The organism is Microbacterium nymphoidis (assembly GCF_021044885.1).
Lineage (GTDB): Bacteria > Actinomycetota > Actinomycetes > Actinomycetales > Microbacteriaceae > Microbacterium > Microbacterium nymphoidis.
The window spans coordinates 47578-72526 of sequence record NZ_JAJNOD010000001.1 but is presented as its reverse complement, the minus strand read 5'-3'; the positions used below and the strand labels follow the sequence as shown (position 1 = coordinate 72526).

At 68.6% G+C, this 24949-nt stretch carries 23 protein-coding genes; 13 read left to right on the top strand and 10 right to left on the bottom strand.

Going from position 1 to position 24949, the window contains the following annotated elements:
- Positions 1-97: 97 nt before the first annotated feature.
- Positions 98-580, top strand: coding sequence for a hypothetical protein (locus LQ566_RS00320; protein WP_231089557.1), 483 nt, complete (start codon positions 98-100; stop codon positions 578-580).
- Positions 581-608: 28 nt separating this feature from the next.
- On the opposite strand, the gene LQ566_RS00315 is transcribed toward LQ566_RS00320, so the two are convergent.
- Positions 609-1271 carry a GntR family transcriptional regulator gene (locus tag LQ566_RS00315; RefSeq protein WP_231089556.1) on the bottom strand — a complete coding sequence of 221 codons (663 nt, stop codon included), beginning with the start codon at positions 1269-1271 and terminating at the stop codon, positions 609-611.
- A complete protein-coding gene (locus tag LQ566_RS00310) occupies positions 1258-2748 on the bottom strand; it encodes a chlorohydrolase family protein (protein ID WP_231089555.1) in 1491 nt (496 codons plus the stop codon). The genes LQ566_RS00315 and LQ566_RS00310 overlap by 14 nt, the downstream gene beginning before the upstream one ends.
- A gap of 149 nt (positions 2749-2897) precedes the next feature.
- On the opposite strand from LQ566_RS00310, the gene LQ566_RS00305 reads away from it, so the two are divergent.
- The 7 genes from LQ566_RS00305 (at position 2898) to LQ566_RS00275 (ending at position 11379) form a co-directional block, all read left to right on the top strand.
- Positions 2898-3905, top strand: a complete 1008-nt coding sequence (locus LQ566_RS00305; protein WP_231089554.1) for an ABC transporter permease — start codon at positions 2898-2900, stop codon at positions 3903-3905.
- 48 nt (positions 3906-3953) lie between these two features.
- On the top strand, positions 3954-5693 hold the full coding sequence (locus LQ566_RS00300) for an ABC transporter substrate-binding protein (protein WP_231089553.1): 1740 nt from the start codon (positions 3954-3956) through the stop codon (positions 5691-5693).
- A 63-nt stretch (positions 5694-5756) separates the two neighbouring features.
- Entirely contained in the window at positions 5757-6758 is a 1002-nt protein-coding gene (locus tag LQ566_RS00295; protein WP_231089552.1) for an ABC transporter permease, read from the top strand.
- Entirely contained in the window at positions 6758-7768 is a 1011-nt protein-coding gene (locus tag LQ566_RS00290) for an ABC transporter ATP-binding protein (protein WP_231089551.1), read from the top strand. Before LQ566_RS00295 ends, LQ566_RS00290 begins: the two co-directional genes overlap by 1 nt.
- Positions 7769-7862: 94 nt before the next feature.
- A complete protein-coding gene (locus LQ566_RS00285; RefSeq protein ID WP_231089550.1) occupies positions 7863-8858 on the top strand; it encodes an ABC transporter ATP-binding protein in 996 nt (331 codons plus the stop codon).
- Positions 8859-8957: 99 nt separating this feature from the next.
- Entirely contained in the window at positions 8958-10169 is a 1212-nt protein-coding gene (locus LQ566_RS00280; RefSeq protein WP_231089549.1) for an amidohydrolase family protein, read from the top strand.
- On the top strand, positions 10153-11379 hold the full coding sequence (locus LQ566_RS00275) for an MFS transporter (protein ID WP_231089548.1): 1227 nt from the start codon (positions 10153-10155) through the stop codon (positions 11377-11379). The genes LQ566_RS00280 and LQ566_RS00275 overlap by 17 nt, the downstream gene beginning before the upstream one ends.
- Before the next feature lie 148 nt (positions 11380-11527).
- Here the strand turns inward: LQ566_RS00275 and rpsO are convergent, their stop codons facing one another.
- Complete coding sequence (gene rpsO, locus LQ566_RS00270) at positions 11528-11797, bottom strand: 30S ribosomal protein S15 (RefSeq protein WP_018187174.1); 270 nt, start codon at positions 11795-11797, stop codon at positions 11528-11530.
- 180 nt (positions 11798-11977) lie between these two features.
- Here rpsO and LQ566_RS00265 point away from each other — a divergent pair, with 180 nt between their 5' ends.
- The 3 genes from LQ566_RS00265 to LQ566_RS00255 all read left to right on the top strand — a co-directional run bounded on the left by LQ566_RS00265 (position 11978) and on the right by LQ566_RS00255 (position 16108).
- Entirely contained in the window at positions 11978-13081 is a 1104-nt protein-coding gene (locus LQ566_RS00265) for an LOG family protein (protein ID WP_231089547.1), read from the top strand.
- Positions 13082-13218: 137 nt separating this feature from the next.
- A complete protein-coding gene (locus tag LQ566_RS00260; RefSeq protein WP_231089546.1) occupies positions 13219-14517 on the top strand; it encodes an MFS transporter in 1299 nt (432 codons plus the stop codon).
- 79 nt (positions 14518-14596) lie between these two features.
- The gene (locus LQ566_RS00255; protein ID WP_231089545.1) at positions 14597-16108 is read left to right on the top strand and encodes a serine hydrolase domain-containing protein; all 1512 of its coding nucleotides are present in this window, start codon (positions 14597-14599) and stop codon (positions 16106-16108) included.
- A 65-nt stretch (positions 16109-16173) separates the two neighbouring features.
- Here the strand turns inward: LQ566_RS00255 and LQ566_RS00250 are convergent, their stop codons facing one another.
- Both LQ566_RS00250 and LQ566_RS00245 read right to left on the bottom strand, forming a co-directional pair.
- Positions 16174-16542: an FKBP-type peptidyl-prolyl cis-trans isomerase gene (locus tag LQ566_RS00250; RefSeq protein WP_231089544.1), complete on the bottom strand. Its 369-nt coding sequence runs from the start codon at positions 16540-16542 to the stop codon at positions 16174-16176.
- Positions 16543-16687: 145 nt separating this feature from the next.
- Positions 16688-17944, bottom strand: coding sequence for a PrsW family intramembrane metalloprotease (locus LQ566_RS00245; RefSeq protein WP_231089543.1), 1257 nt, complete (start codon positions 17942-17944; stop codon positions 16688-16690).
- A gap of 140 nt (positions 17945-18084) precedes the next feature.
- Between LQ566_RS00245 and LQ566_RS00240 the strand changes: the two genes are divergently transcribed.
- The gene (locus tag LQ566_RS00240) at positions 18085-18948 is read left to right on the top strand and encodes a fumarylacetoacetate hydrolase family protein (protein ID WP_231089542.1); all 864 of its coding nucleotides are present in this window, start codon (positions 18085-18087) and stop codon (positions 18946-18948) included.
- Between the two features lie 86 nt (positions 18949-19034).
- On the opposite strand, the gene LQ566_RS00235 is transcribed toward LQ566_RS00240, so the two are convergent.
- Positions 19035-19706 (bottom strand): GntR family transcriptional regulator, encoded by a 672-nt coding sequence (locus LQ566_RS00235; protein WP_231089541.1) that lies wholly within the window; start codon positions 19704-19706, stop codon positions 19035-19037.
- A gap of 119 nt (positions 19707-19825) precedes the next feature.
- Here LQ566_RS00235 and LQ566_RS00230 point away from each other — a divergent pair, with 119 nt between their 5' ends.
- Positions 19826-20443: an ankyrin repeat domain-containing protein gene (locus LQ566_RS00230; RefSeq protein ID WP_231089540.1), complete on the top strand. Its 618-nt coding sequence runs from the start codon at positions 19826-19828 to the stop codon at positions 20441-20443.
- 47 nt (positions 20444-20490) lie between these two features.
- Here LQ566_RS00230 and LQ566_RS00225 read toward each other — a convergent pair whose 3' ends face one another.
- The 4 genes from LQ566_RS00225 to LQ566_RS00210 all read right to left on the bottom strand — a co-directional run bounded on the left by LQ566_RS00225 (position 20491) and on the right by LQ566_RS00210 (position 24921).
- Positions 20491-21957, bottom strand: coding sequence for an aspartate ammonia-lyase (locus LQ566_RS00225; protein ID WP_231091336.1), 1467 nt, complete (start codon positions 21955-21957; stop codon positions 20491-20493).
- A 140-nt stretch (positions 21958-22097) separates the two neighbouring features.
- Positions 22098-22994 (bottom strand): phosphodiesterase, encoded by an 897-nt coding sequence (locus LQ566_RS00220; protein ID WP_231089539.1) that lies wholly within the window; start codon positions 22992-22994, stop codon positions 22098-22100.
- 77 nt (positions 22995-23071) lie between these two features.
- Positions 23072-23413, bottom strand: coding sequence for a peptidase (locus tag LQ566_RS00215; protein ID WP_231089538.1), 342 nt, complete (start codon positions 23411-23413; stop codon positions 23072-23074).
- A complete protein-coding gene (locus tag LQ566_RS00210) occupies positions 23410-24921 on the bottom strand; it encodes an inorganic phosphate transporter (protein ID WP_231089537.1) in 1512 nt (503 codons plus the stop codon). The genes LQ566_RS00215 and LQ566_RS00210 overlap by 4 nt, the downstream gene beginning before the upstream one ends.
- Positions 24922-24949: the final 28 nt, after the last annotated feature.

Below are 24949 nucleotides of genomic sequence, written 5' to 3'. Positions count from 1 at the left end.
ATCCGCCGCCGAGAGCCGTCCTTCGTCTCGTCCGCTCGACATCTGAGCCGACAGGACGACGGGCGGCTCTCGGCATCCGCACCGCTACAGTCGGCGCATGGGCTTCTCGTTGCATTTCATGCCGGTCGAGCGCGACCGGCTCGTCGAGCCGGATCGTGCCGGGCTCGCCGCCTACCTGGACGCCGCAGGCCTGGCCGTCCGCGAGGACGGTTCCGGCCTGTATCGCCGAAGCGACGGCGAGGCGCTGGCGTTCGATGGCTCGTGGAGCGATCTCACGCTGGATCCCCTCGATCAGGACGGACCCGTGACCGGTTCCCTGGGGCACGCCACGCTGACTGCTGCGGAGTGCGCGTTCGTCTTCGGCCTGTGCCGGGCAGGGCGCCTCATGATCATCAACGCCCAGGGCTCGCCGATGTACATCGGCATCGACGGCATCCACGACCCGGGAGTGTTCCCGGACGCCGAGGACGCCGTGCTCATCGACAGCCCGGAGGAGCTCTCCGCCGCGCTGCGTGACGGCTTCACCGGCTTCCTGGAGTACCGCGCCCGGGTGCTGCGCAGCTACGGCGACCGCGCCTGACCCGCGTCGCTCCGGCTCGACTGCGGCCTCAGTCGTCGAGGAGAGGGGCGAGAGCCGCGATCATCGGCCCGCGAGCCAGATCGATGTGAGCGTAGGACAGCGCGGATGCGGCGGCCGCGCGCCCGGCCATGACCGCTTCGAAGATCTGCTGGTGCTCGATCGCGTGCTCCGCGGCCCGCGCGTCCTGGGTGAGGCGGAACTGCCATTCCATCCGGCCGCGCAGCGGCGCCAGGCTCCGCACCAGGCGCGCGTTGCCACTGAGCCGCACGACCTCCTCATGGAAGTCGAGGCTCGGGATGTCGGCCTCATCACCGTGCATCGCGGACAGCTCCCCCATCACCTGGACGAGCGGCGCGGGGTCGACCTCTCCGTTCGCGATCCGTTCAGCCGCGCGCCCGGCAGCGAACGGCTCGATGCACAGCCGCAGTTCGAACACGTGCTCGAGATCTGCGCGCGTCACCGGCGCCACCGTGACCCCGCGGTTGGGCACCGACTGGACGAAGCCCTCCGACTCCAAGCGCTGCAGCGCCTCTCTCACCGGGATACGCGACACTTCGTACCGGTCCGAGATCTCGCGCTCCTTCAAGCGAGCACGGGACGGATAGGTACCGTCGACGATGCCTCGGAGCAGGGAACGGTAGACGTTGTCGGCCAGCGCGCTCCCGTCCGCAGCGGCGTCAGTTCGCGTCACGGGCCCCTCCTTCACCCGCCGAGGGGAACACCGGCGGGAACAGCTCTGCGGTGGGCCCGCCGCGGTGGTCGCGACTCGCATAGGCGTCACGCATCCGCGTGAACAGCACCTGCGCGTCGCGGCGGATCTCCTCCAGGTCGATTCCGGGGATCTGGCCATCGCGCATGACGACGCGCCCGGCCACCATGGTCAGTCGCGCGTCGCGCGCGGAGCCCGCGAGCACGAGGTTGCGAAGGGGGTCCTCGATCGGCCCGAACCGCACGTCGTCGAGGCCGAATGCGGTCAGGTCGGCGGTGGCTCCCACCTCGATGCGGCCGAGATCGGGCCGCTTCAGCGCTCTCGCACCACCAAGGGTCGCGGCGTCGAAGTACCCGGCGATGTCGCCGGCCGACAGGTCACGATTCTGCACCTTCGCCACGGAGACTCCGGCGTCGATGCCGCGGATGAGATCGGGCGGGAAGGAGTCGGTACCCAGGGAGATGTTGAGCCCCGCCGCCCGATAGCGGGCGAAAGTCTCCAGCTCCGAGCCGTACCGCGCATTCGTCAGCGGGCAGTGCACGATCGACACCCCCGCGTCCACCAGGGTGGCCAGGTCCCCGCGGTCCTCGCCGTGCACGCGCGGATTGACGTCGAGGAAGACTCCGTGGGGGATGATCAGGCGGTCACCGAGCAGCCCGGAGCGCTCGATCAGCTCGAGCGGCGTGCAGCCATGCTCGGCCACGATGTAGTCGCGCTCGAAGTCCCCCTGCAGAGCGTGCAGGCGCACCAGCGCACCCCGCTCGTCCGCAGCCTCCGCGGTAGCACGCAACAGTTCCGGGGTGAGAGTCTCCACCCGGCACGGCAGGAACACGGGCGTGACGAGTTCGTCCCGCCAGCCGCTGACCTCGTCGAAGAACCGGATCGCGTCGAGCAGTCCGGCCTCACCCTCGGCGGGAGCGAATCGAACGGCACGATGTCCGTCGGCGTCGACCACGTTGACGCCGGATCGGTAGGACGGGCCGAGGAAAGCGCGCAGTCCGATCGTGCGGGAGAACTCCGCCATCGCGAAGAAGTCGTCGGCCTCCTCCGCCCAGGCCGAGTGGACTTCGCTGGCGATGGGCATGTACGAGGTGATGCCGTGAAGAGCCAGCTGGACGAGGCCGATCTCGCGCACTCGGCGTCGCTCCTCGACGGAGAACACGTGCTCGCGCCGCGCGAAGTACTCCTCGGACCACTGCAGGCGGCGGGCTCGTTCCGGCGTCGTGAACGAGTCCAGGATCAGGTGATCGATGTCAGTGAGCGCGTCGAGATCGATCAGGCCCGGCATCAGCAGGCTCTCACCGAGGGGGATTTCCTCATCGAAGGGACCGGCCACCTCGGCGGGATGTCCCACGAACGTGATCCGGCCATCCTCCACGACCACGGCGCCGTCGCGCAGTTCGCGGTGCCCGCCGCCGGCATGGACGAGAACGTGGTCGGCAGTGAGCAGTGTGCGCATGAGGCTCCTTCGGCATGGCGTGGTATCCCAAACTTGGCATCGAGCGGCCCAGAGTGCAACTTTTCGGCACATTCTGAACTTTTGGTATACATCCATGACCAGATTGGTATACCGTTTCGTCCATCCGCTCCCCGACACAGAGGACGATCGTGACCGAGACAACGACGACGGCTCCACGCACCGAGGTGATCGACACACCGAAGGTGGCCACCGGACGCTCGCTGCTGGCAACCGCCTGGCTGCGCATCAAGCGCAGCAAGATCGCCATGGGCTCCCTGGCCGTGGTCATCCTCATCGTGCTGTTCGCCCTGCTGGCGCCCGTGCTGACGGCCATCGAGGGGCAGAACCCCGACACGACGAACACGGGTCCCGACGTCCTGGACAACTTCATGACTCCCGGGCTTCCGCTGCCCGAGTACATGTACCCGTCCGCGCAGCACTGGCTGGGCGTCGAGCCGGGCCTCGGACGCGACATCTTCGCGCGGCTGGCCTATGGCGCGCAGGTCTCGCTGCTCATCGCACTGCTGTCCACCCTCGTCTCGGTCGTGCTCGGCACCGTGCTGGGCGCCGCAGCCGGATACTTCGGCGGGAAGGTGGACACGGTCATCAGCCGGCTGATCGACCTGTTCCTCGCCTTTCCCCACCTCCTCCTGGTGCTCTCCCTCACCCCGATCCTCCAGTCGCGGCTGCGTGACACCCCGCTCGGGCAGGGCAGCTTCGTGCCCATCGCCTCGCTGGTGATCATCCTGGGATTCTTCGGCTGGGCATACCTCGCCCGTGTGGTGCGCGGTCAGGTGCTGAGCATCCGGGAGCAGGAGTTCATCGAGGCCGCGCGCTCCTACGGCGCGTCACGCTGGTCGATCATCTTCACGCAGGTCATCCCGAACGTCTCCGGCGTCGTGCTGGTCTACGCCACGATGATGATCCCCACCAACATCTCCGCCGAAGCCGCGCTCTCCTTCCTCGGCGTCGGCGTGAAGGATCCCACCCCCTCCTGGGGTCAGATGCTCAACGCCGCTCAGGCCGGCAACTGGTATCTGTCCGACCCGTGGTTCCTCATCGTGCCCGGCACCGCCCTGGTGATCACCGTGCTGGCGTTCAACCTGCTGGGCGACGCCGTGCGCGACGCGCTGGATCCCAAGGCGTCGCGCGGCTGACCGCCTCCATCCCCGCCCCTCCCTCACCACCACAGGAAAGAGAAGTCCATGAAGCACCGCAGTACCCTGCTCGCGGCGTCCGCCCTCACGATGGCTCTTGCCATCACGGGCTGTACCGCAGGCGGCAGCACCGGCACAGCCACCGGCAACGGCGCCGGCTCCACGGCCTCGTCGACGAACGACCCCTATGCGGCGAAGATCGTCGAGCCCGGATTCACCACTCCCGGCGGCAACGTGAACGTCCTGATGTCCGCGGACTTCATGACTCTCGACCCCGGCAACAACAACTACGTGCAGACCGCGAACGTCGCTCAGCTGTACTACCGCACTCTCACCATGGCCAAGGAGACCGCGGGCCAGCCGCCGCAGATCGTCCCCGACCTCGCCACCGACCTCGGACAGGTCTCCGAGGACGGCCTCACCTGGACCTACACGCTGAAGGACGGCCTCACCTACGAGGACGGCACTCCGATCACGTCCGCCGACGTGAAGTACGGCATCGAGCGCACGTTCGCCCGCGACGTCTTCACGCAGGCGCCGCAGGAACTGAACGCGGTGCTCGACGCCGACACCTACACCGGCCCGTACACCGGCGGCGACCTCGCGGCCGTGGAGACCCCGGACGAGAAGACGATCATCTTCCACCTCAAGCAGCCGTACCCCGACTTCCCCGCGCTCGCGTCGCGCTCCAACAGCGCTCCGGTCCCGCGGGCGAAGGACACGCAGCTCGACTACACCAACCACCCCATCGCATCGGGCCCGTACATGATCGAGTCCTACGATCGCGGCCGCGAGCTGAAACTGGTGCGCAACCCCCACTGGGACCCGAAGACGGACCCGAACCGCACCGCGCTGCCCGACACGTTCACCTTCTCGCTCTCCACGGCACAGGCCACGATCAGCCAGCAGCTGCTGAGCGATGCCGACCCCACCGCGATCACCCTGGACTCCAACGGCGCGCTGCAGGCCTCGGACACCGGCCGCCTCACCGACCCCACCATCGCATCGCGCACCGCGGCGGGTCTTCTCGGCTGCACCGACATCCTGAACTTCAACACCACGACCATCACCGATCCGGACGTGCGCCACGCGCTCGCCCTCGCGATCGATCGGTCGGCCATCCAGGTGCAGTACGGCGGGCCGCGCTTCGGCAAGATCACCAACTCGTACCTGAACGATGCCCAGGTGGGCTGGATCGAGCCGACGATCGATCTCGACCCCTCCGGTGCCGCGAAGCTCGAGGAGGCGCAGAAGCTGCTCGAGGGCAAGGACGTGCCGAAGACGCTGACCTACGGGTACGCGAACGCCACCGAGCGCTACAAGAACCTCGGCACCGTGCTGCAGCAGAACCTCAAGTCGCTGGGCATCGACCTCCAGCTGGTCGCCATCCCGTCGGCGAACTACTACACCACCCTCGCCGGTGACCAGATGCCCGACATCGCCCGCTCCGGCTGGTGCGGCGGCGCGGCGTCAGGCTCCACCCGCACGACCGTCGACCCCCAGCTCGGCCCGAGCCTGGACGGCACCACCTACGGCTTCAGCAACATTTCCCGCTACTACGACGCGAAGCTGTCAGGCGAGATGTACGCGCTGCGCAACACGAACGGGAGCTCCGAGGAGCTGAACACCCAGTGGAGCGAGCTGTACAACACCGCGATGGAGTCGTACCCGATCGTCCCGCTGATGCGCTCGTTCACGAACAGCGTCGTCGGTTCGAAGATCCGAAACGCCCAGGTCGGCTACTTCTTCGGAAGCATCGATCTGTCCACCGTCGGCGTCGAGAACTGACGCCCCCGCTCATCTGAAAGGACGGGGCCGGCCGGCCGCCCGGCCGGCCCCGTACGGGACACCATGCTCTCCTTCCTCGTCCGTCGCGTGACCGGACTGATCCTGCTGCTGCTGGTGGTCAGCTTCGTCACGTTCACCCTGTTCCAGATCGGCCCCGCCGATCCCGCGGCCGCCGCCTGCGGTCAGGAGTGCACGCCCGACCGCATCGAGCAGGCGCGCATCGCACTCGGCATGGACAAGCCGTTCCTCGAGCAGTACCTGATCTATCTCTCCGGGTTCTTCGGCTCGCGCATGGTGGGTGCCCCGGGCGCCGAACAACTGTGCACCTGGCCGTGCCTGGGCAAGTCCTTCCAGACCAACGAGAACGTCACGGACATCCTCGCGCGCGCCCTCCCCTACACCCTCTCCATCGCGGTCGGCGCCGTCGTCCTCTGGACCGTCGTGGGCGTGGGCCTCGGCCTCCTCGCCGCGCTTCGCAAGGGCAGGGCCACCGACAAGATCATCGTCGGCGCAGCGTCGATCGGCGTCTCCCTCCCGGTGCCGGTGACCGGTCTGCTGCTCCTGCTCATCTTCGTCAGCACCCTGCACGTCCTGCCGTTCACCAGCAACCAGATCACCTCGCCGTTCGGCTCCGCGGGGCCTGCGGCCTGGATGCTCAACTATCTGCTGCCCTGGGTCGCCCTGGCCATCCTGTTCAGCGCACAGTACATCCGCATCACCCGTAACAACATGATCGAGACCTTCGGCGAGGACTTCATGCGCACGGCGCGCGCGAAGGGTCTCGCACCGCAGCGGATCGTGTTCCATCACGGTGTCCGGGCAGGCATCACCCCGATCGTCACGATGCTGGGCCTGGACCTCGGCGGTCTGCTCGGCGGCGCCGTGCTCACCGAGCAGATCTTCTCCGTCCCCGGCCTCGGATTCACCGCCGTGCACGCCGCGATCGCCGGCGACCTTCCGGTCACGATGGCCATCACCATGCTGGCCGCCTTCTTCATCATCACGGCGAACGTGGTCGTCGACCTCGCCTACGCCGGCATCGACCCGAGAGTGAGGGTCAACTGATGACCGCTCCGTTCCTCGACATCCGTGACCTGCGGGTCACCTTCCCCACCGACGACGGACTCGTCCACGCGGTCAACGGCATGGACCTCACGCTGGGCCGGGGTGAGACCGTCGGCATCGTCGGCGAGTCCGGCTCCGGCAAGACCGTCACCAGCCAGGCGCTGATGGGCCTGCTCAAGGGCACCCGGGCACAGGTCGGCGGCCGGATTCTCTTCGACGGGACCGATCTGGTCCCGCTCAGCGAGAACGAGATGCGCCCGTATCGCGGCAAGCGCATCGGCATGATCTTCCAGGATCCGCTCTCCGCGATGCACCCCTTCTACACCGTCGGCAAGCAGATCGCCGAGGCTTACCGTGTGCACAACGCCGTGAGCGCGAAGGCGGCGCGGGCTCAGAGCATCGACATGCTCGCCCGCGTCGGCATCCCGGACCCCGTCGCCCGCTTCGACGCCTACCCGCACGAGTTCTCCGGCGGCATGCGCCAGCGCGCGATGATCGCGATGGCCCTCATCTGCGAGCCGGAGCTGCTGATCGCCGATGAGCCCACCACCGCGCTCGACGTCACGGTGCAGGCCCAGATCCTCGACCTGATCGCCTCGTTGCAGGCGGAGACAGGTTCCTCCGTGATCTACGTCACCCACGACCTGGGCGTGGTGGCCGAGGTCTGCGAGCGCGTCGTCGTGATGTACGGCGGGCAGTGCGTGGAGGAAGCGGCGGTGCGCGACGCCTTCCGATCACCCGCCCATCCATACACCCGTGGGCTGCTGGCCTCGATGCCCTCCATGGCGGACACGGCAGGCCGGCTGACGCCCATTCCCGGCTTCCCGCCGTCGCTGCTGGATCTGCCCCAGGGCTGCCTGTTCGCCGACCGCTGCCCCGTATCGCACCTGGTCCCCGACGACCGCTGCCGCACGGAGCGTCCCCGCCTCACATCCGCCGGCGACGAGACGCACCGTGCGCGATGCTTCGTTCCGGCATCCGTCCTCGCAGCGTCCGGGCCGCGCGCATGAGCCGGTCTCGCCGCGCCATCCGTGCGTTGCCCCGCACCACGCTGGTCCACATGGGCGCCCCCAGCGCCGCCGTCATCACGTCAGGAGAGACCGCATGAACGCTCCGCTGCTGCAGGTCGACGACCTCACGAAGCACTTCGCCGTCCGGCGCGGCTTCCTGAAGGGATCAGCGACCGTGAAAGCGGTCGACGGCGTCTCCTTCACGCTGGAGCGCGGCAAGACGCTCGGGCTGGTGGGCGAATCCGGCTGCGGGAAGTCGACCACAGGGCGCCTGCTCATGCGACTGCTCGATCCCACCGCCGGACGCATCCTGCTCGATGGCACCGACGTCTCGGAGTTGCGCGGCACCGATCTGCACGCCTTCCGTCGTCGGGTGCAGATGGTGTTCCAGAACCCCTCCTCGTCCCTCAACCCGCGTCAGAGCGTCGGGTCTGCCATCGCTGCACCCCTGCGGGCGCAGCGGATCGAACCGAAGGAGGGGATGAAGATGCGCGTGATGACCCTCATGGACCGGGTGGGTCTTCGTCCCGAGCACGTGAACCGGTTCCCCCACGAGTTCTCGGGCGGCCAGAGGCAGCGCGTCGGCATCGCCCGGGCGCTCGCGCTGGAGCCCGACGTGGTGATCTGCGACGAGCCGGTGTCGGCGCTCGACGTCTCGGTGCAGGCGCAGGTGATCAACCTGCTGGAGGACATCCAGGCCGATCTCGGGATCTCCTATGTGTTCATCGCGCATGATCTCTCGGTCGTGAAGCACATCGCCGACGACGTCGCGGTCATGTATCTCGGGCGGATCCTGGAGCACGGCACGCGTGATGAGGTGTTCGAGTCGCCGCAGCACCCGTACACCCGAGCGCTGCTGTCGTCCGTTCCGAGCCCGGACCCCGACGCGGATCGCAGCGGCCGCATCCGTCTGACCGGCGATCTCCCCCATCCGTCCAGCCCGCCGAGCGGGTGCGTTTTCCGCACGCGATGCCCGGTGTTCACCGGGCTCTCCCCGGCACAGCAGCAGGTGTGCATCGACGAGCGCCCGCGTGGCGACATCGCCTGCCACCATCTCCCCACCGCCGCAGCCCAATTCGCCGCAGCCTGACATCGTCCGCGCCCGTCAGGTGCATCGGCGATGCACCAGACGCGCACACACCTCACCGCCGTCGCGGCGCTGTTCGCCGCTGCGGCCGAAAGGAGACCCATGATCATCCGTGACGCGCGCCCGTGGGGCGCAGATCCCGCCGACGTCGTGATCGAAGACGGGCGCATCACCGCCGTCCGCCCGCACGACCCCGCTTCGCCGCTCGCGGCCGGCGACGTCGAGGGCCGGGGCCGGCTGCTGCTGCCCTCGTTCAGCGACGTGCACGTGCACCTCGACTCCACACGGATCGGTCTGCCGTTCCGCCCGCACACGGGTGCTCCCGGCGTATGGGGAATGATGATGAACGACCGTCGCAACTGGCGCGATGCCGAGATCGACCTGCCCACCCGCGTCGCCGGAACCCTGGAGAAGATGATCGCGCACGGCACCACGCGCGTGCGCTCCTACGCTCAGGTGGACGTGGACTGCAAGCTGGAGAAGTTCGATGCGGTGATGGCCGCGAAGGAGCGCTTCGCCGCCCACGCCGACGTCCAGGTGATGACCTTCCCGCAGGCCGGGATCCTCCGAGAGGAGGGCACGGTCGAATGGCTCGAGGAGTCCCTTCGACAGGGCGCGGACGTGATCGGCGGCATCGATCCCTCGCAGCTGGACCGCGATCCCGCCCGGCACCTGGACATCGTGTTCGGCCTGGCGGAGAAGTACCAGGTGGAAGTCGACATCCACCTGCATGAACCGGGTGAGCTGGGGGTGTTCAGCACCGAGCTGGTGATCGAGCGGACCCGTGCGCTCGGCATGCAGGGCAAGGTGACGATGTCCCACGCCTATGAACTCGGCGGAGTCAGCGAGGCCACGAGCCGTCGTCTGATCGACACCTTCGCGGAGCTCGACATCTCGATGGCGACCGTGGCACCGTCCACCACGAAGCACCTCTCACTCGCCGCGCTCACCGAGGCCGGCGTTCGCGTGGGGCTCGGTGAGGACGGTCAGCGCGACTACTGGAGCCCCTACGGCAACGGCGACATGCTCGATCGCACCTGGCAGCTGGCGTTCGTGAACGGCTTCCGCCGCGACGATCTGGTGGAGCTCGCTCTCGGGGTCGCCACCACCGGAGGCGCGGCGATCATGTCCCCCGACGCCCCACGGCTGACCCGTGTGGGCGAGCACCCCGGCACGGGCGTCGGCGATCGGGCCGATCTCCTGCTGGTCGATGGTGAGACCCCGACCAGCGCGGTGATGGACCGCGGCAGCGACCGCACGGTCATCCACGACGGCCGTGTGGTGGCCGAGGGACTTCGTGTCACGGGTCTCTGAGCGTCCTCAGACCGCTGCGTACCGGAGGGCGGGGGCATCCCCCGCCCTCCTCCTCGCGGTCGCGCTGCTCGTGGGCATCAACCTGCGTCCGGCGATCACCTCGGTCGCGGCCTTGCTGCACGAGACGACGATGCAGTTCGGACTGTCATCCGGATGGTCATCCGCCCTCGCAACGCTTCCGGTGATCGCGTTCGGCCTCACGGCACCCCTCGGTCCCCTGCTCGCACGGCGCATCGGCACGACCGGTGCGCTCGCCGCATCGATGGGAGTGCTGGCGCTGGCGCTCGTGCTCCGAGTTCTCGCGCCAGCCGCTCTGCTCCCTGGGACCTTCCTCGCCGGAGCGGCGATCATGGCGGCGGGCACGCTGCTGCCGCAGTACCTGAAGGCGATCGCCGCCTCCGGGCTGTGGGTCGGTCTCAGCGGCATGTCCTTCGGCGTGGGTGCCGCCATCGGGGCGAGTCTCGTCGTCCCGCTGTACCGTGCCTCCGGTGAGAGTGTCCCCATCGCGCTGGGGGCGTGGGCCGTGCCCGCCGTGATCGCGTGCTTCGGCATGCTCCTGGCGCAGCGCGGCGGCGGCACCCCCCTCGCCAGCGCTCCCCCTCGCGCCCCGCGCACGCGGGCGTCCACGACCACGGTGCTGCTGGTCACCGTGATGTTCGGCTTGCAGGCGCTGCTGTACTTCGCCGTGACCGCGTACCTGCCGAAGATCCTCGCGGAGCGCGGGATCGATGCCGCCGCAGCGGGCTGGCTGCTCGCGTGGTTCAGCATCGCGGGGCTGCTGCCCACGCTCGCGATGCCGATGATCGCCCGGCGGCGTTCCCTGCTGCTGTGGTGTGCCCCGGCGATCGGCGTGCTCACGGCAGCGGGCATGGTGTGGCTGACGGTGTCCGACGGTCCGTATGCGGCGATCACGGGAGTGCTGGGTGCCGTGCAGAGCGGGGCGTTCGGCCTCGCTCTCGCGCTCATCGTTCAGCTCGCTGCGGACGAGGAATCCGCGGGGGCGCTCTCGGCGATCGCGCAGGGAGCAGGCTACGCCCTTGCCGGGACCGGTTCCTTCCTCATCGGGGTGCTCCACGATCTCACCGGGTCCTGGCCGCTGGCGCTCTCGGTGCTGGCCGTGCTCGCGCTGGCGCTCGCCGCGGTGACCGCGGCGACGGTGCGTCGCTCCCCCGTGGCACTGTTCCTTCCGGGCGCCGCGTCGGCCGGCTGATCCCGTGTCAGATCCCGGCCCCCGCTCGCTCCTGTGAACCTCGAGCGGGGGCCGGTTCCCGTGTTCCCCACGAACACGACGAGGGCCGCCCCACACCGTGGGGCGGCCCTCCAAGAATGTTTTGCGCGATTGTACGCGGCTGCGCTGCTTAGCGGCGAAGACCGAGACGCTCGATGAGCGAGCGGTAACGGTTGATGTCCACATCCTGCAGGTAACCCAGCAGGCGACGGCGCTGACCGACGAGCAGGAACAGACCACGACGCGAGTGGTGGTCGTGCTTGTGCTCCTTGAGGTGCTCGGTGAGGTCCTTGATGCGCTGCGTCAGCATCGCGACCTGCACCTCGGGGGATCCGGTGTCACCGGGGTGCGTCGCGTACTCTTCGATGATCGCCTTCTTGACGTCTGCTTCCAGTGCCATAGAACGATCCCCTCTCTCTCGTTGCGCGGTGCCCATCGGTGAATCCGTGAGCTCTCTTATCCGCGGCCGATCAAACGGCAACCACAACAGCTTACCCCACCGCGAGCGCGGCGAAGGACACCGTCCGCGTTTCGGGCGTCTCCCGACGGACCGCGCTCGCCCACCGGCTAGGGTGCTGGCATGACCCGGCACGTGCGACGCATCGATTCCCTGCCGGCCTTCGACGCCGAGTTCACCGACGTGGCGGGCCGGCCCTCGTTGCGCGGCAGCGTGATCGAATCCCTCGACCTGCGCGAGCGCAGCGAGGAACTGCTGTCCGCGGCCGTCTCGGGCGCGGTGTTCCTGGGCTGCCTTCTCACCGACGAAGTGGATGAACGGCTACGCGGCGCGGGCGCTCTGGTGTTCCCCCGGATCCCGCACGTGCCGTTCGATCCCTACCGCGGTGAGCTGTACACGGCGGATGAGCTGTACGGCACGGACGGTTACGCGGCGAGCCTCGACGGCATGGTCTACGCCTGGTCGCGCACCCACACCCCGCACTCCACGGTGTCCGCATCCCTCGCGGTGGCGCTCCACGACCATTCGGTCTCCGCGGCACTGGATGAAGAACTCGCCGGCAACGCGCGGGGCAGCGTCGTGGGCGTGATGGGCGGCCACGGCGTGCACCGCGGCGACCACCAGTATCGTGCTGCAGCCGGCCTCGGCCGGGACCTGACGCGGCGCGGGTGCACGGTGCTCACCGGCGGCGGTCCGGGCGCGATGGAGGCCGCCAATCTCGGCGCCTACCTCGCCGGCGAAGACGATGACGCCCTCGACACCGCCATCGCGGTGCTGGCAGAGGCGCCCGATTTCTCGGCCGACATCGACGGCTGGGTGCGCACGGCGCGGGAGGTACGCCGTCGCTGGCCAGGCGGTACGCGATCAATCGGCATCCCCACCTGGTTCTACGGGCATGAGCCGCCCGGTCAGTTCGCCACGGCGATCGCGAAGTACTTCGCCAACCCCATCCGGGAGGCGACACTGCTCGCCCGCTGCGATGGTGGCATCGTGTTCCTGCCGGGAGCCGCAGGCACCGTGTCGGAGATCTTCGCGGACGCGTGCGAGAACTACTACGCGGATGAGCGAGATGTCGCCCCGATGGTGCTGGTCGGACACCAGCAGTGGACGAGGGACGTGCCCGCGTGGCAGCTCCTGCGCTCGCTCGGTGCCGGACGAACGCTGGGTGAACGCATTCACCTCGTGGACTCGGCGCTGGATGCTCCCGCAGCGCTCGGTCTCACCTGACCCGCGCGCGAGCGCCGCGCCGGCGTCGCTGGCGCACGCCGCCGGCTCACGACGGCCGATCCGGTGTCCGTGTGCGCGGATACGCTGGTTCTCATGCCGCCCGCCAGTCGCGATCCGTATCCCTCGTCCCCCCGCGCATGAGCCGCAGCGCCTTCATCGACCTGTCGCCGTTCCGCGCTTCACCGGCGTTCGCGCGCATGTGGATCGGGTCCACGCTCAGTGGGCTCGGCGGGCAGCTCACCATTGCCGCGGTCATGCTGCACATGTTCGCGCTGACCGGCTCCACCTTCGCGGTGTCGATGATCGCGGTCGCCGGGCTCGCGCCCATGGTGATAGCCGGCCTGTACGGCGGGATGCTGGCCGACGCCTTCGACCGGCGGACGGTGGCCCTCCTGGCCGCCTCCGTCACCTTCTGCTCCACCCTGCTCCTGGCCGTCCTCGCCTGGAGCGGACAGGAAACGCAGTGGTGGCTGTACGGGCTGTCCATCGTGAACGCCTCCGCCAACTCGATCGTGATGGCCACGCGCAGCGCCATCACCCCACGGCTGCTGCCGCGCGAACTGCTGCCGGCCGCCTCCGCGCTCGGCGGCATCACCATCGGCATCATGGTGATGGTCGGGCCGGCCCTCGCCGGTGTGCTGGTGGCCACGACGGGCTATGCGTGGACGTACTCGATCGACGTCGTGCTCATGCTGGGTCTGTTCCTCGGGCTGTGGACGCTGCCCTCCCTGAAGCCGGAGGGTGAGATCGTGCGCCCCGGCCTGGAATCGCTGCGGGATGGCGTCCGCTTCCTGCGGCGGGCCGGCAACATCCGCCTGCAGTATCTGATGGACATCATCGCGATGACCTTCGGGCAGCCCATGGCCCTGCTCCCCGCCATCGGCGCGACCATCCTCGGCGGTGGCCCCATCACCACCGGTATCCTCACCGCGGCGGTGGCCGTGGGGGCCTTCCTGTCCAGCCTGTTCTCCGGACCGGTGAGCAGGTATCGATGGCATGGGCGCGGCATCGAGCGCTCGATCATCGTCTACGGCGCCATGATCACGCTGTTCGGGGCGATCGTGCTGACCGGCTGGCTGGGCGTCCTCGGACCGGCACCGGCCGATGCCACGCACGCCAACGTGATCCTGATCGTGCTCGCCTGCATGGCGCTCGCCGTGTCCGGCGCCGCGGACAACATCAGCTCGATCTTCCGCAGCACCATGATGCAGGCAGCGGTGCCCGACACGATGCGCGGACGGCTGCAGGGCATCTTCACCGTCGTGGTCACGGGCGGACCGCGCCTCGGCGCGCTGTGGTGCGGCCTGCTCGCGACCCTGCTGGCCGAGTGGTTCCCGCCGTTGCTCGGCGGAATGATCATCGTGGTGCTCATCGCGGTGCTGGCACGACTCAACCCCCGCTTCCGGGCCTACGACGCCGAGCATCCCGAGCCCTGATCTCGCAGACCCGCCGCCCGCCGGGGACGCACTCGCATCGGTGGAGCCGGCGCCGTCAGGCGCTCGTAGACTGTGGCGCATGCCTGCCACCGCGCACCTCGAATCCGCACTCGATGACTTCCTCGCCGGTGTCGGCGCCGATCACCTGGAACTGCACGGTCTGCTCATCGTGCGCGGCGACACCGTCCTTGCGGAGGCTGCGGCCGCCCCGCGGGCGCTGACCGATCGACGCTTGCTGTACTCCGTGAGTAAGACCGTGACGATGCTGGCGCTCGCGACGGCGATCGACGACGGACTCCTCGGCCTCGACGACGTCGCAGCCGACGTGCTCGGCATCGCGCACGCCGATCCCGCTGCTGCACGCCTCACCGTACGCCACCTTGCACGAATGTCCTCGGGCCACAGTTCGGAGTCGCTGGGTCCGATGGAGGAGCTGGCGGTGCGCGAGGGCGTCCCGCTCGTCGACGCCTGGTTCCGTCTTCCCCTCGACACGGAGCCGGGATCGATCTTCAGCTACGACAGCGGAGCGACCTACGTGCTCGGCGCACTGGTACGGCACGTGACGGGAGAATCGCTCGCCGAGCGCGCACGCACGCGCGTCCTGGGCCCGATCGGGATCGGCGAGTTCGCCTGGTTCCGCGCCGCCGGCGACGACGAGGGCTTCAGCGGATTGCATCTGACGATCGAGGACATGGCCCGCATCGGCATGCTGCTTCGCGACGAGGGCATGGCCTCGGGCACGCGCATCGTGTCGGCGGCACTGGTGGCGGAACTCACCCGCTCGCAGATCGACAACCACGATCCGGCCGCACCGGATTGGAGCGCGGGCTACGGTCTGCAGCTGTGGCGATCACGCCACGGGTTCCGCGCCGACGGCGCCTACGGCCAGTTCGTGCTGGTGCTCGCGGAGCACGACACGGTGATCGCGCTCACCGGCGAACAGACCGATGGTCTCAGCCAGGATCTGCTGGAGCGGGTGTGGCGGCACCTGCTGCCCGCCCTCGACGCACCGATCGATCACACCGTGCGGCGCGAGATCGATCTGCCCCTCCCGGCGCAGGCACAGCTCCCCCGCGACGGGGCGACGCACCTCGGCACGGGGAGCACCTACGAGCCGCGCGCCTCTGCGGCTGCCGACGGGGCGTGGGAAGGCTTCGGACCCTCCCGGGTCGCCCTCACCGCGCTCCGGGTGGAGGGCGGCGAGGGGGACCTGCGCTTCGGCCTCGTCTTTCCCGATGGCGAATCGGCGACTCTCGCCGGTGGCCGCGGCCACTGGATCGCCGGCGCCCTCCCCGGCCTCGGCGGTGGGAACCTGCCGGTCGATCCGTCCGATCGACGTGGGACCGTCGCCGTGACCGCTCGTGCGGTCCTCACGGACACCTGCGTGATCTGCGATGTGGTGCTGCCTTCGACCCCGCACCGCTTCCGGATCGTCGCCGATCCCGAAGCGGGCACGTTCGACGCGCGGTGGCGTGCCGAGCCGCTGTACGGCCCCGACCCCCGGACACTCGTGACCGATGCGGTGCGCCATGCCGCCGGCGAGGCGAGCGATCCCCTCCCCCGTCTTCCGCGTGAAGCCGCGCCTTCCTGATCCTCACACGTGAAAGGCGCAGGGCCCAGAGCTGATGCCCCGGGCCCTGCGCTGCGTCATCGGTCTCAGCCGACGGCGAGCAGGTCGATGATGAAGATCAGCGTCTTGCCGCCGAGGAAGTGACCTCCGGCAGGACCGTAGGCCAGGTGCGGCGGGATCACCAGTTCGCGTCGACCGCCGACCCGCATGCCGGGAATGCCGTCCTGCCAGCCCTGGATCAGGCCGCGAAGCGGGAACTGGATGGACTCTCCGCGCCCCCAGGACGAGTCGAACTCCTCGCCGGACTCGAACTCCACGCCGGCGTAGTGGACGGTGACGTTGTCGCCGGGCTTCGCCTCGGCGCCGTCGCCCACGATGATGTCGCGGATGACGAGCTCGCTGGGCGCGGGGCCGGAGGGAGCGTCGAATTCAGGCTTCGTGCGGTCTGCAGTCATGTCTCCATCTTTGCGGGGAGGACGGGGCGCGGTCAAAGCCTCTTGACACTCGTTCGCCAGGAGCGCATCATGGCTGCACGCCAACTCAACGCCCGGCAGGTTTCGGAGGCAGTGCCCCGACCCCGGGCGTTGAGTCTGTCCGGGCTCAGCGCGCGAGCAGTGCCTGGCGATCGGCCACCGTGCGGTTCAGCAGCACCCATTCGTCCGCACCGGCCTGCGGATCACGACCGGAGATCGCTCGCTGACGCACGGCGGCGAGTTCGGTGGCGTCGACGATGAACTGCTTCATCTCACGCCCGCGACCGCTGCCGAGGCTGCTGGCCCACGCGAGCGCGGCGCGCCGACCGGGGCGTGTCGCCAGCATGTTGACCTCCTGCGGGGTGAACCAGCCCGCAGCGGCGTAGTCGCTGAGACGCATGCGCGTGAGCTTCGACTCCTCGCGCAGCAACAGGATGATGCCGACGATGAAGAGGATGAACAGCGGGACCTGGATGGCGAAGTACAGCGCGAGCAGGTCACCGAACACCGCGGAGCCGTTCCACAGGGCATGCAGACACGCGGCGCCCACCCAGCCCAGCAGGAACATGCCCACCACGTTTCCCCGGTTGCCCTGACGCACCGCCAGCCCGACGCAGAAGCCGGTGACGGCGGTGAACATCGCGTGCGCGAACGGCGACATGATCCCGCGGAGGAAGAAGGTGAGCGTCAGCGAGTCGACGCCGTCGGCAAGGGCCTGGCCGAAGTACTGGATGTTCTCGGTGAACGCGAAGCCCGCGGCGATCAGCATCGCATAGACGATCCCGTCAACGGGGCCGTCGAACGCGCGCTTTCCCATCACCACGAGGATCAGCAGGCCGAGGCCCTTCGCCAGCTCCTCCACGATGGGGGCCTCGATGACCGTCATGAGGGCGTCTGCCTCCGCGGTGGGCGGAAGCGCGAACGCGACGGCGATCCCCACGATGAGCGAAATCGCGACCGCGGCGATGCCGCCCCAGCCGAGGGCGAACAGCACCAGGGAGCGGGGCTCCGGCTCCCACCGGTCGATCAGAAGGGCGGCCGTGACCACGATGGCGAGCGGTACGAGCGCGAGGATCATTCCCACCACGGCACCCGTGGACCCGATGCCGAGCAGCATGTACGCGGCCACCAGCAGGAGGAGGAATCCGAGGATCACCCACAGCCACACCGCCGTGTGCCGCCCCTTCACGGTGGGCAGGGGCAGCTGCGGAACCGCGGACTGCGGCGCGGGTGCGGCATAGGCGGGAAGCGTGCCGTACCCGACGGGCGCACCGTAGGCGGGAGGGGTGAGCGAGGTTGGTGCACTGTTCGCGTGCGAAGCCGTCGACGGGTACTGCTGAGGCGCCCCCATCGGCGACTGGTGAGAACCAGGGCCGAACGTCATGGCTGACAGCCTAGGGCGTCGCGCCGGAGCGGCGTTACTGCCGCGCGGCAGCATCCGTCGCATCGGTGCTCTTTCGCGCGACGGAGCGGATCGTTTGTGGAATCCACCCGGGTTCCACGACCGGCCGGTAACGTGGAGACATGCGCTTCGCCCACATTCAGCTGCCGGCGAGCCCCGAACCGACGCTGTGCGTCATCGACGAGGACGATGCGATCATCCTCTCCGAGCTCTATCCCGGCGCGCCCTCCGATCTGACTCGCCTCATCGAGGGGGGTGACGATGCCCTCACGCGCATCCGCGAGGCACTGCCCGGGGCGGATCGCTTCCCGTGGGCGGGCCAGGAGTTCGCGTCGGCGGTACAGCGACCGCCGGTCATCCTCGCGATCGGTCTCAACTATGCGGCGCATGCGGGTGAGCTCGGGCTGAAGGCGGATGCCGCACCGACGGTGTTCACGCTGTGGCCCAACTCCCTCACCGGGCACCACAACACGACGAGCTGGCCGCGTGAGCTGAGCGAGAACGTCGACTACGAGGCCGAGCTCGGCGTGATCATCGGCCGGACGGCCAAGAACGTGACGCAGGACGAGGCGCTGCAGCACGTGTGGGGCTACACGGTGGTCAATGACATCACGGCGCGCAACATCCAGTTCTCCGAGGCGCAGTGGTGCCGGTGCAAGTCCTTCGACGGATTCACCCCCACCGGCCCGTTCCTGGTGACGGCCGACGAGATCGACGACCCGCAGGACTTGCACATCTGGACCATCGTCGACGGTCACATGGTGCAGGACGGCTCGACGGGGCAGATGATCCGTCCGGTTTCCCAGCTGATCTCCCACCTGTCCTCATCGGTGACCCTGCTCCCGGGAACCCTCATCTCCACCGGAAGCCCCGGAGGTGCCGGGTACTCACGGGATCCGCAGATCTTCCTCCGCGATCGTTCCACCGTCACCGTCGGCATCGATGGGATCGGCGAGCTCGTCACGCACTGCCGCATCCACGACTGACGTCGCCTCGCCCCGCGACCCTCACCTGGTCACGATGCGCTCCCCTGGTTACGATGCGCTGAAGGGTGCGAGCGGCACGGACCGGATCAGCGGATGGTGCGGATGACGCCGGTGCGCCTGGCCTCGGTGTGAGCGACACGTTCCCTGCGGCTGCTCTCCAGGTGCTCGGTGGCAAGACGCGCCGCACGATCGCCGTCGCGATCCCGGATCGCCTCGAACAGCGCGACGTGCTCACTGCTGATGTGCTGCAGATCGTCGTGCTGGGTGAGCGCCCAGCGCACGCGGCTGCGAATGCCGCGCATCATCTCCCCGAGCAGACGGTTCTCGCTGAGCTCCGTGACGATCTCGTGGAAGTCTGCGGCGGCGCGACGGGAGGCCACGGGTTCACCCGAGCGCGCCCCCTCCTGCTCCTGCGCCAGCGCGGCCTCAAGCCGCTCCAGTCCGTCCCGGCGGTGGCGTTCAGCCGCCAGACGGAACGCGAGCGGATCCAGCACGGCCCGCACCTCGTCGAGGTCGGCGAGGTCGGCATCGGTGAACTCACGCACGATCGCCCAGGTGTTCGGTCGCGGCTCCACCAGCCCCTCCGTGACCAGTTGCTTCAGCGCGTCACGCACGGGGATACGGCTGACGCCGAATTCGGCGGCGAGATCGCGCTCGATCAATCGGCTGCCGGGCGGACGCTCACCGTCGAGGATCGCGTCTCGCAGCCAGGTGGTCACCCGGACGGATTCGGGCTCGCGCTTGTGGGGAGTGCTCACCCCGCCATTCTCCCAGACCTGCTCGCAGCCGGTCGAGGTCCATACACGGGATCGATCACGAAGAGCTCAGAATGGTATACCATTATCCGCGCCCGGCACCCTCCCGAAGGAGTCTCCCCATGCCCCTCGCCTTCGCACTCCGTGACATCGACCGCGACTACCTGTCGGCGGCGGCTGCGGGTGATCTCGCGAGAGTCCGCGAGGCCCTGGCGGGCGGCGCGAACCGCGATGTCACGGACCACGAGGAGGCCACCGCGATTCTGCTCGCGGCACGCGGCGGTCACCACGACACGGTGCGCGCACTCATCGCCGAGGGCGTCGATATCGATGCGCAGGATCAGATCTGCGCGAACCCGTTCCTGTTCGGATGCATCGCCGGAGATCTCACGCTGGTGCGGATCATGGTGGAGGCCGGCGCCGACATCACCCGACGGACGCGGATGGGCGGCAACGGGCTGACCCCGGCTGCCGAGAAGGGCCATCGCGAGGTCGTGCACTACCTGCTGGAGAACACCCGCATCAACGTGAACCTCACGAACAACCTGGGCTGGACCGCGCTGATCGAGACCATCATCCTCGGCGACGGTGGTCCCGCCCGGCAGGAGATCGTTACCCTGCTGCTGCGCCACGGGGCCCGCTCCGACATGTCCGATCCGTGGGGTGCCTCCCCCGCGGACCTCGCTCGCGAGCGCGGGTACGACGAGATCGTGGAGATACTCGGACAGCACGGCGCGTGAAACGAGGACGGCCGGTACCCGCGGGTACCGGCCGTCCTCGTTTCAGCTCAGGCGTTCGCCGCGTCCTCCACCGTCACCACGTTCTCCGCCGGCTGGATGACGGGGATCGTCCCGGTGACGACCTCGAGACCGGTGAGGCGTGCGGGCGAGATCTGCTTCATGACCTCTTCGCGGGTCATGAGACCCGCCTCGACCACGAGGTCGGCGATGTTGTGCCCGGTCATCAGCGCGGTCTTGGCGAGCGCGGCCGCCGAGGCGTAGCCGATGAACGGGGTGAGCGCCGTCACCACGCCCACGGATGCGCCGACCATGGCTCCGAGGCGCTCGGTGTTGGCGGTGATGCCGTCCACGCAGTTCACGCGCAGCGTCCACATGGCCTGTCGCATCCAGGTGATCGACTGGAAGATGGAGTGGGCGATCACCGGCTCGAAGGCGTTGAGCTGCAGCTGTCCGCCCTCCACCGCCATCGTCACCGTCAGGTCGGAGCCCGCGACGGCGAACGCCACCTGGTTGACGACCTCGGGAATCACCGGGTTGACCTTGCCGGGCATGATCGAAGAGCCGGCCTGGCGGGCCGGAAGGTTGATCTCACCGAGACCGGCCTGCGGACCCGAGGACAGCAGACGCAGGTCGTTGCAGATCTTCGAGAGCTTGATCGCATTGCGCTTGAGCGACGAGGAGAACGACATGAACGCGCCGGTGTCGCTCGTCGATTCGACCAGGTCGGTCGCGGTGCTCACCGGGATGCCGGAGATGTCGCGCAGGTGGGTGCACACGGCGTTGGCGTAACCCGGGTGGGTGGTGATCCCGGTACCGATGGCCGTCGCGCCCATGTTGATCTCGGTGAGGAGGAAGGCGTTCTCCTTGAGACGGCTGTAGTCCTCACCCAGCGTCGTGGCGAACCCGTGGAACTCCTGCCCGAGCGTCATCGGCACCGCGTCCTGGAGCTGGGTGCGTCCCACCTTGAGGATGTCGTGGAACTCCCCCGCCTTGTTCAGGAACGACGTGCGCAGCAGATCCAGTTCGACGAGGAGGCTGCGCAGCGTGAGCGACAGCCCGATCTTGATCGACGTGGGGTACACGTCGTTCGTGGACTGACTGCGGTTGGTGTGATCGATCGGCGAGAGGAACGCGTAGTCGCCCTTCTCACGCCCGGCCATCTCCAGCGCAATGTTGGTGATGACCTCGTTCGCGTTCATGTTGGTGGAGGTTCCCGCACCACCCTGGATGACGCCGACGATGAACTGGTCGTGGAACTCGCCGTCGATCACCCGCTGGGCGGCGTGGTCGATGAGATCGGCCTTCTCCTGGCTCAGCACGCCGATCTCGGCGTTGGCGCGAGCGCTCGCCTGCTTGACCATCGCCAGGGCGATCACGAGGTCCGGATACACCGAGATGGGGCGCGTGGTGATCGGGAAGTTCTCCAGCGCGCGGGCGGTGTGGATGCCCCAGTAGGCGTCGCCGGGAATGTCGAGGGAGCCGAGCGAATCGGTCTCCGTGCGGGTGCGCGTCATTGCGTCCATATGTCAGTTCCTTCGTACGGCCTCGTGGGTCGTGTGTGAACGAGTGGGATGCATCCAGCTTAGTCGGCGGGCGCGTCCGCGACGGCGCCCTGTGAGTGAACCGTCTGGCCGGCCAGACACCAGCGGATGCCTCAGCGTTTGCGGCTGAAGTAGTCCAGTCGTTCCTGCTCGCTCATCGCCGCGAGCTTCGCGTACCACTCCGGCGTGAAGGTGTCCGCGGGCTCCGCCGATGCCACCGGGACGACCGCATGGGTGATGGTGTCGTCCCAGACATGGACGAGGTGGAAGGACTGACCGGCGTCCATGCCGTTCACCCGGTCATCGGGCAGGGCGAGATCCATCGTGTAACACGTGGCAGATGCCACGCTCACTGGAACACCATGGAACGTCCCGCTGGTGGAGTAGTGCAGGTGCCCCGCGAGGATCGCGCGCACGTCGCCGCCCTCGATGGCGGCGGCGAGCGACGGCTGATCGCGCAGCTCCAGGATGTCGAAGAACGGGATGTGGCTGGGCAGCGGCGGGTGGTGCATCGCGAGGATCGTGCCCAGCGGTGCGGGAGTCTTCAGCTCTTCTCGCAGCCACTCCAGCTGCGTCACATCGAGTTCGCCGTGATGCCACCCCGGCACCGTCGAATCGAGGGCGATCACCCGCAGACCGTCCAGATCGTGAACAGAGGTGACCGGTTCCTGCGTGGCCGGCCGGTCGAGCAGGTGCTCGCGCAGAGCGGGCCGCTCGTCGTGGTTTCCCGCCACCCAGATGAGCGTGGCACCGATCTCCTGGGCGAGCGGCTCGAGCAGGACGCGCAGACGGCGATACGACGCGGGCTCTCCCCGCTCGGTCAGATCCCCCGTGAGGATGATCGCGTCGGGATGCGGCTGCATGGCACGGATGCGCTCCAGGGTGCGTTCGAGGTTGGCCACCGTGTCGTAGCGACCTCCGAGGCGCGCCCCTTCGAGAAGGTGCGTGTCGCTGAGGTGCAGCAACGTGCGACGGGCGGGGGCGTGTGCACCGAAGCGGAGCTCGTTCATGCAGACAGTCTAGGAACCGCCACCGACGCGAGGCGCGAGGACCGATCCGTGCGGGCGTCGCGCAGGGAGAGTACGGGTCAGCCGAACAGGGCGTTCTTGAAGACGATCATGAGCACGCCGCCCAGCAGCGCCGCGCCGCACAGCGTGAAGCACGCGTATGCACCGTACAGGGCAAGGCGCTTCTGCGAGAACGTCAGCGGACTCTTGCGCGCGGCCTTGGCCGCGGCCTTCTGAGCGCGCTGCGCCTCCTTCTCCGAGATGACGGTGATCGCGTCGGTGAACTCAGCGGGACCGACCACCGGCGCACGGCCGGCGCGCACCAGCAGGCGCACGCCGCACGCGTAGAAGAGCACCACAGCGGAGGCGCCGATGAGCGCACCGACGAAGACGTTGAGAAAGGCGCTCCACTCGATGCTCATCGTCCCGACTCCTTCTTCTCGCGCGCACCCTGGTGATCCGCGCTCGCTGCCTTCTCGCCACCGGACTTGGCGCGCGCCTTGTCTGCGCGCGACTTCTCGGACTTGTCGCGGACGTCCTTCGCCTTGACCTTCGCGGCGGCTGCCTGCTCCTTGGCCGCCTTGGCCTTGCGCTCCGCCTTGCGCAGCCGCTGCTCGACCTCCTGCGCCCACTCCTCCGCTTCCACGGCACGGCGTTCCGCCGCGCGTGCTTGCCGCTCGACCTCGTCGATCTGCCGCTGGGCCTGAGCCTGAGCACGCTCCTCCGCACGCATGATCATGCGCTGGGTGCGGGTGGGCGGCGGGTTGTCCTCGACGGCGACAGCGACGCCGGAGGCGGCGACATCGCTCATGGCGTTGCCGGCGTGGACCATGTTGCGGCGCGAGTAGAGGAACAGCCCGATGATCACGACCAGCGCGATGACGGCGTCGACGAGCACGCCCCAGTGACCGAACGCCACCACGACGAGCGCCGCGAGCGCGCCGACCAGACCTGCGGCGGGCAGCGTCAGCAGCCAGCCGATCATGATCTTTCCTGCTGTCCCCCAGCGCACCTTCGAGCCGCGGCGGCCGAGGCCGGAGCCGATGACCGAGCCGGAGGCCACCTGAGTGGTGGAGAGGGCGAAACCGAATGCGGACGACGCCAGGATGGTGGCGGCGGTGGACGCTTCGGCGGAGAAGCCCTGCGCGGGCTTGACGTCGGTGAGACCCTTGCCGAGCGTGCGGATGATCCGCCACCCGCCGATGTAGGTGCCCGCGGCGATCGTGAGCGCGCAGAGCAGGATGACCCAGAACTGCGGCTCGTGCTGCGACTGCCAGCCGACCGTGAGCAGGGCCAGGGTGATCACACCCATGGTCTTCTGGGCGTCGTTGGTGCCGTGGGCGAGCGCCACCATGGAGCTGGTGACGATCTGGCCCCAGCGGAAGCCGTCGCGCCCGTCGGGTTTGCCGTCATAGCGACGGGTGACGCCGTACGCGATCTTCGTGGCGACGAAGGCGATGATGGCCGCCGTGAACGGCGCGATCAGGGCAGGCAGGATGATCTTGGACATCACCGCGCCGAAGTTGATGGCCGACATGTTGACGCCGACGATCGTGGCGCCGATGAGGCCGCCGAACAGCGCGTGCGAGGAGCTGGAGGGAAGGCCGAGCAGCCAGGTGAGCATGTTCCAGGTGATCGCGCCGATCAGGGCGGCGAAGATCAGCGAGGGGAACAGCGTGTGACTGTCGTCTGCTGCGAGGATGTCGGCCTCGTTGATGATGCCGCCGGAGATGGTCTTCGACACCTCGGTGGACAAGAACGCCCCCACCAGGTTCAGCACGGCCGCCAGGAGGACCGCGGTCTTGGGCTTCAGCGCACCCGTGGCGATGGGCGTCGCCATCGCGTTCGCGGTGTCGTGGAAGCCGTTCGTGAAGTCGAAGAACAGCGCCAGGAGAATGACCAGGACGACGATGAGGGCTGCGAGTTCCACCGGCCGCTTTCAGATGGATGTACGAGGA

Coding starts and splice junctions, on each gene's coding strand:
- LQ566_RS00215 (WP_231089538.1), bottom strand. CDS start 23,413: ATGAGCATCGAGTGGAGCGCCTTTCTCAACGTCTTCGTCGGTGCGCTC.
- LQ566_RS00260 (WP_231089546.1), top strand. CDS start 13,219: ATGAGCCGCAGCGCCTTCATCGACCTGTCGCCGTTCCGCGCTTCACCG.
- LQ566_RS00240 (WP_231089542.1), top strand. CDS start 18,085: ATGCGCTTCGCCCACATTCAGCTGCCGGCGAGCCCCGAACCGACGCTG.
- LQ566_RS00300 (WP_231089553.1), top strand. CDS start 3,954: ATGAAGCACCGCAGTACCCTGCTCGCGGCGTCCGCCCTCACGATGGCT.
- LQ566_RS00230 (WP_231089540.1), top strand. CDS start 19,826: ATGCCCCTCGCCTTCGCACTCCGTGACATCGACCGCGACTACCTGTCG.
- LQ566_RS00295 (WP_231089552.1), top strand. CDS start 5,757: ATGCTCTCCTTCCTCGTCCGTCGCGTGACCGGACTGATCCTGCTGCTG.
- rpsO (WP_018187174.1), bottom strand. CDS start 11,797: ATGGCACTGGAAGCAGACGTCAAGAAGGCGATCATCGAAGAGTACGCG.
- LQ566_RS00310 (WP_231089555.1), bottom strand. CDS start 2,748: ATGCGCACACTGCTCACTGCCGACCACGTTCTCGTCCATGCCGGCGGC.
- LQ566_RS00285 (WP_231089550.1), top strand. CDS start 7,863: ATGAACGCTCCGCTGCTGCAGGTCGACGACCTCACGAAGCACTTCGCC.
- LQ566_RS00245 (WP_231089543.1), bottom strand. CDS start 17,944: ATGACGTTCGGCCCTGGTTCTCACCAGTCGCCGATGGGGGCGCCTCAG.
- LQ566_RS00320 (WP_231089557.1), top strand. CDS start 98: ATGGGCTTCTCGTTGCATTTCATGCCGGTCGAGCGCGACCGGCTCGTC.
- LQ566_RS00225 (WP_231091336.1), bottom strand. CDS start 21,957: ATGACGCGCACCCGCACGGAGACCGATTCGCTCGGCTCCCTCGACATT.
- LQ566_RS00265 (WP_231089547.1), top strand. CDS start 11,978: ATGACCCGGCACGTGCGACGCATCGATTCCCTGCCGGCCTTCGACGCC.
- LQ566_RS00250 (WP_231089544.1), bottom strand. CDS start 16,542: ATGACTGCAGACCGCACGAAGCCTGAATTCGACGCTCCCTCCGGCCCC.
- LQ566_RS00220 (WP_231089539.1), bottom strand. CDS start 22,994: ATGAACGAGCTCCGCTTCGGTGCACACGCCCCCGCCCGTCGCACGTTG.
- LQ566_RS00290 (WP_231089551.1), top strand. CDS start 6,758: ATGACCGCTCCGTTCCTCGACATCCGTGACCTGCGGGTCACCTTCCCC.
- LQ566_RS00280 (WP_231089549.1), top strand. CDS start 8,958: ATGATCATCCGTGACGCGCGCCCGTGGGGCGCAGATCCCGCCGACGTC.
- LQ566_RS00255 (WP_231089545.1), top strand. CDS start 14,597: ATGCCTGCCACCGCGCACCTCGAATCCGCACTCGATGACTTCCTCGCC.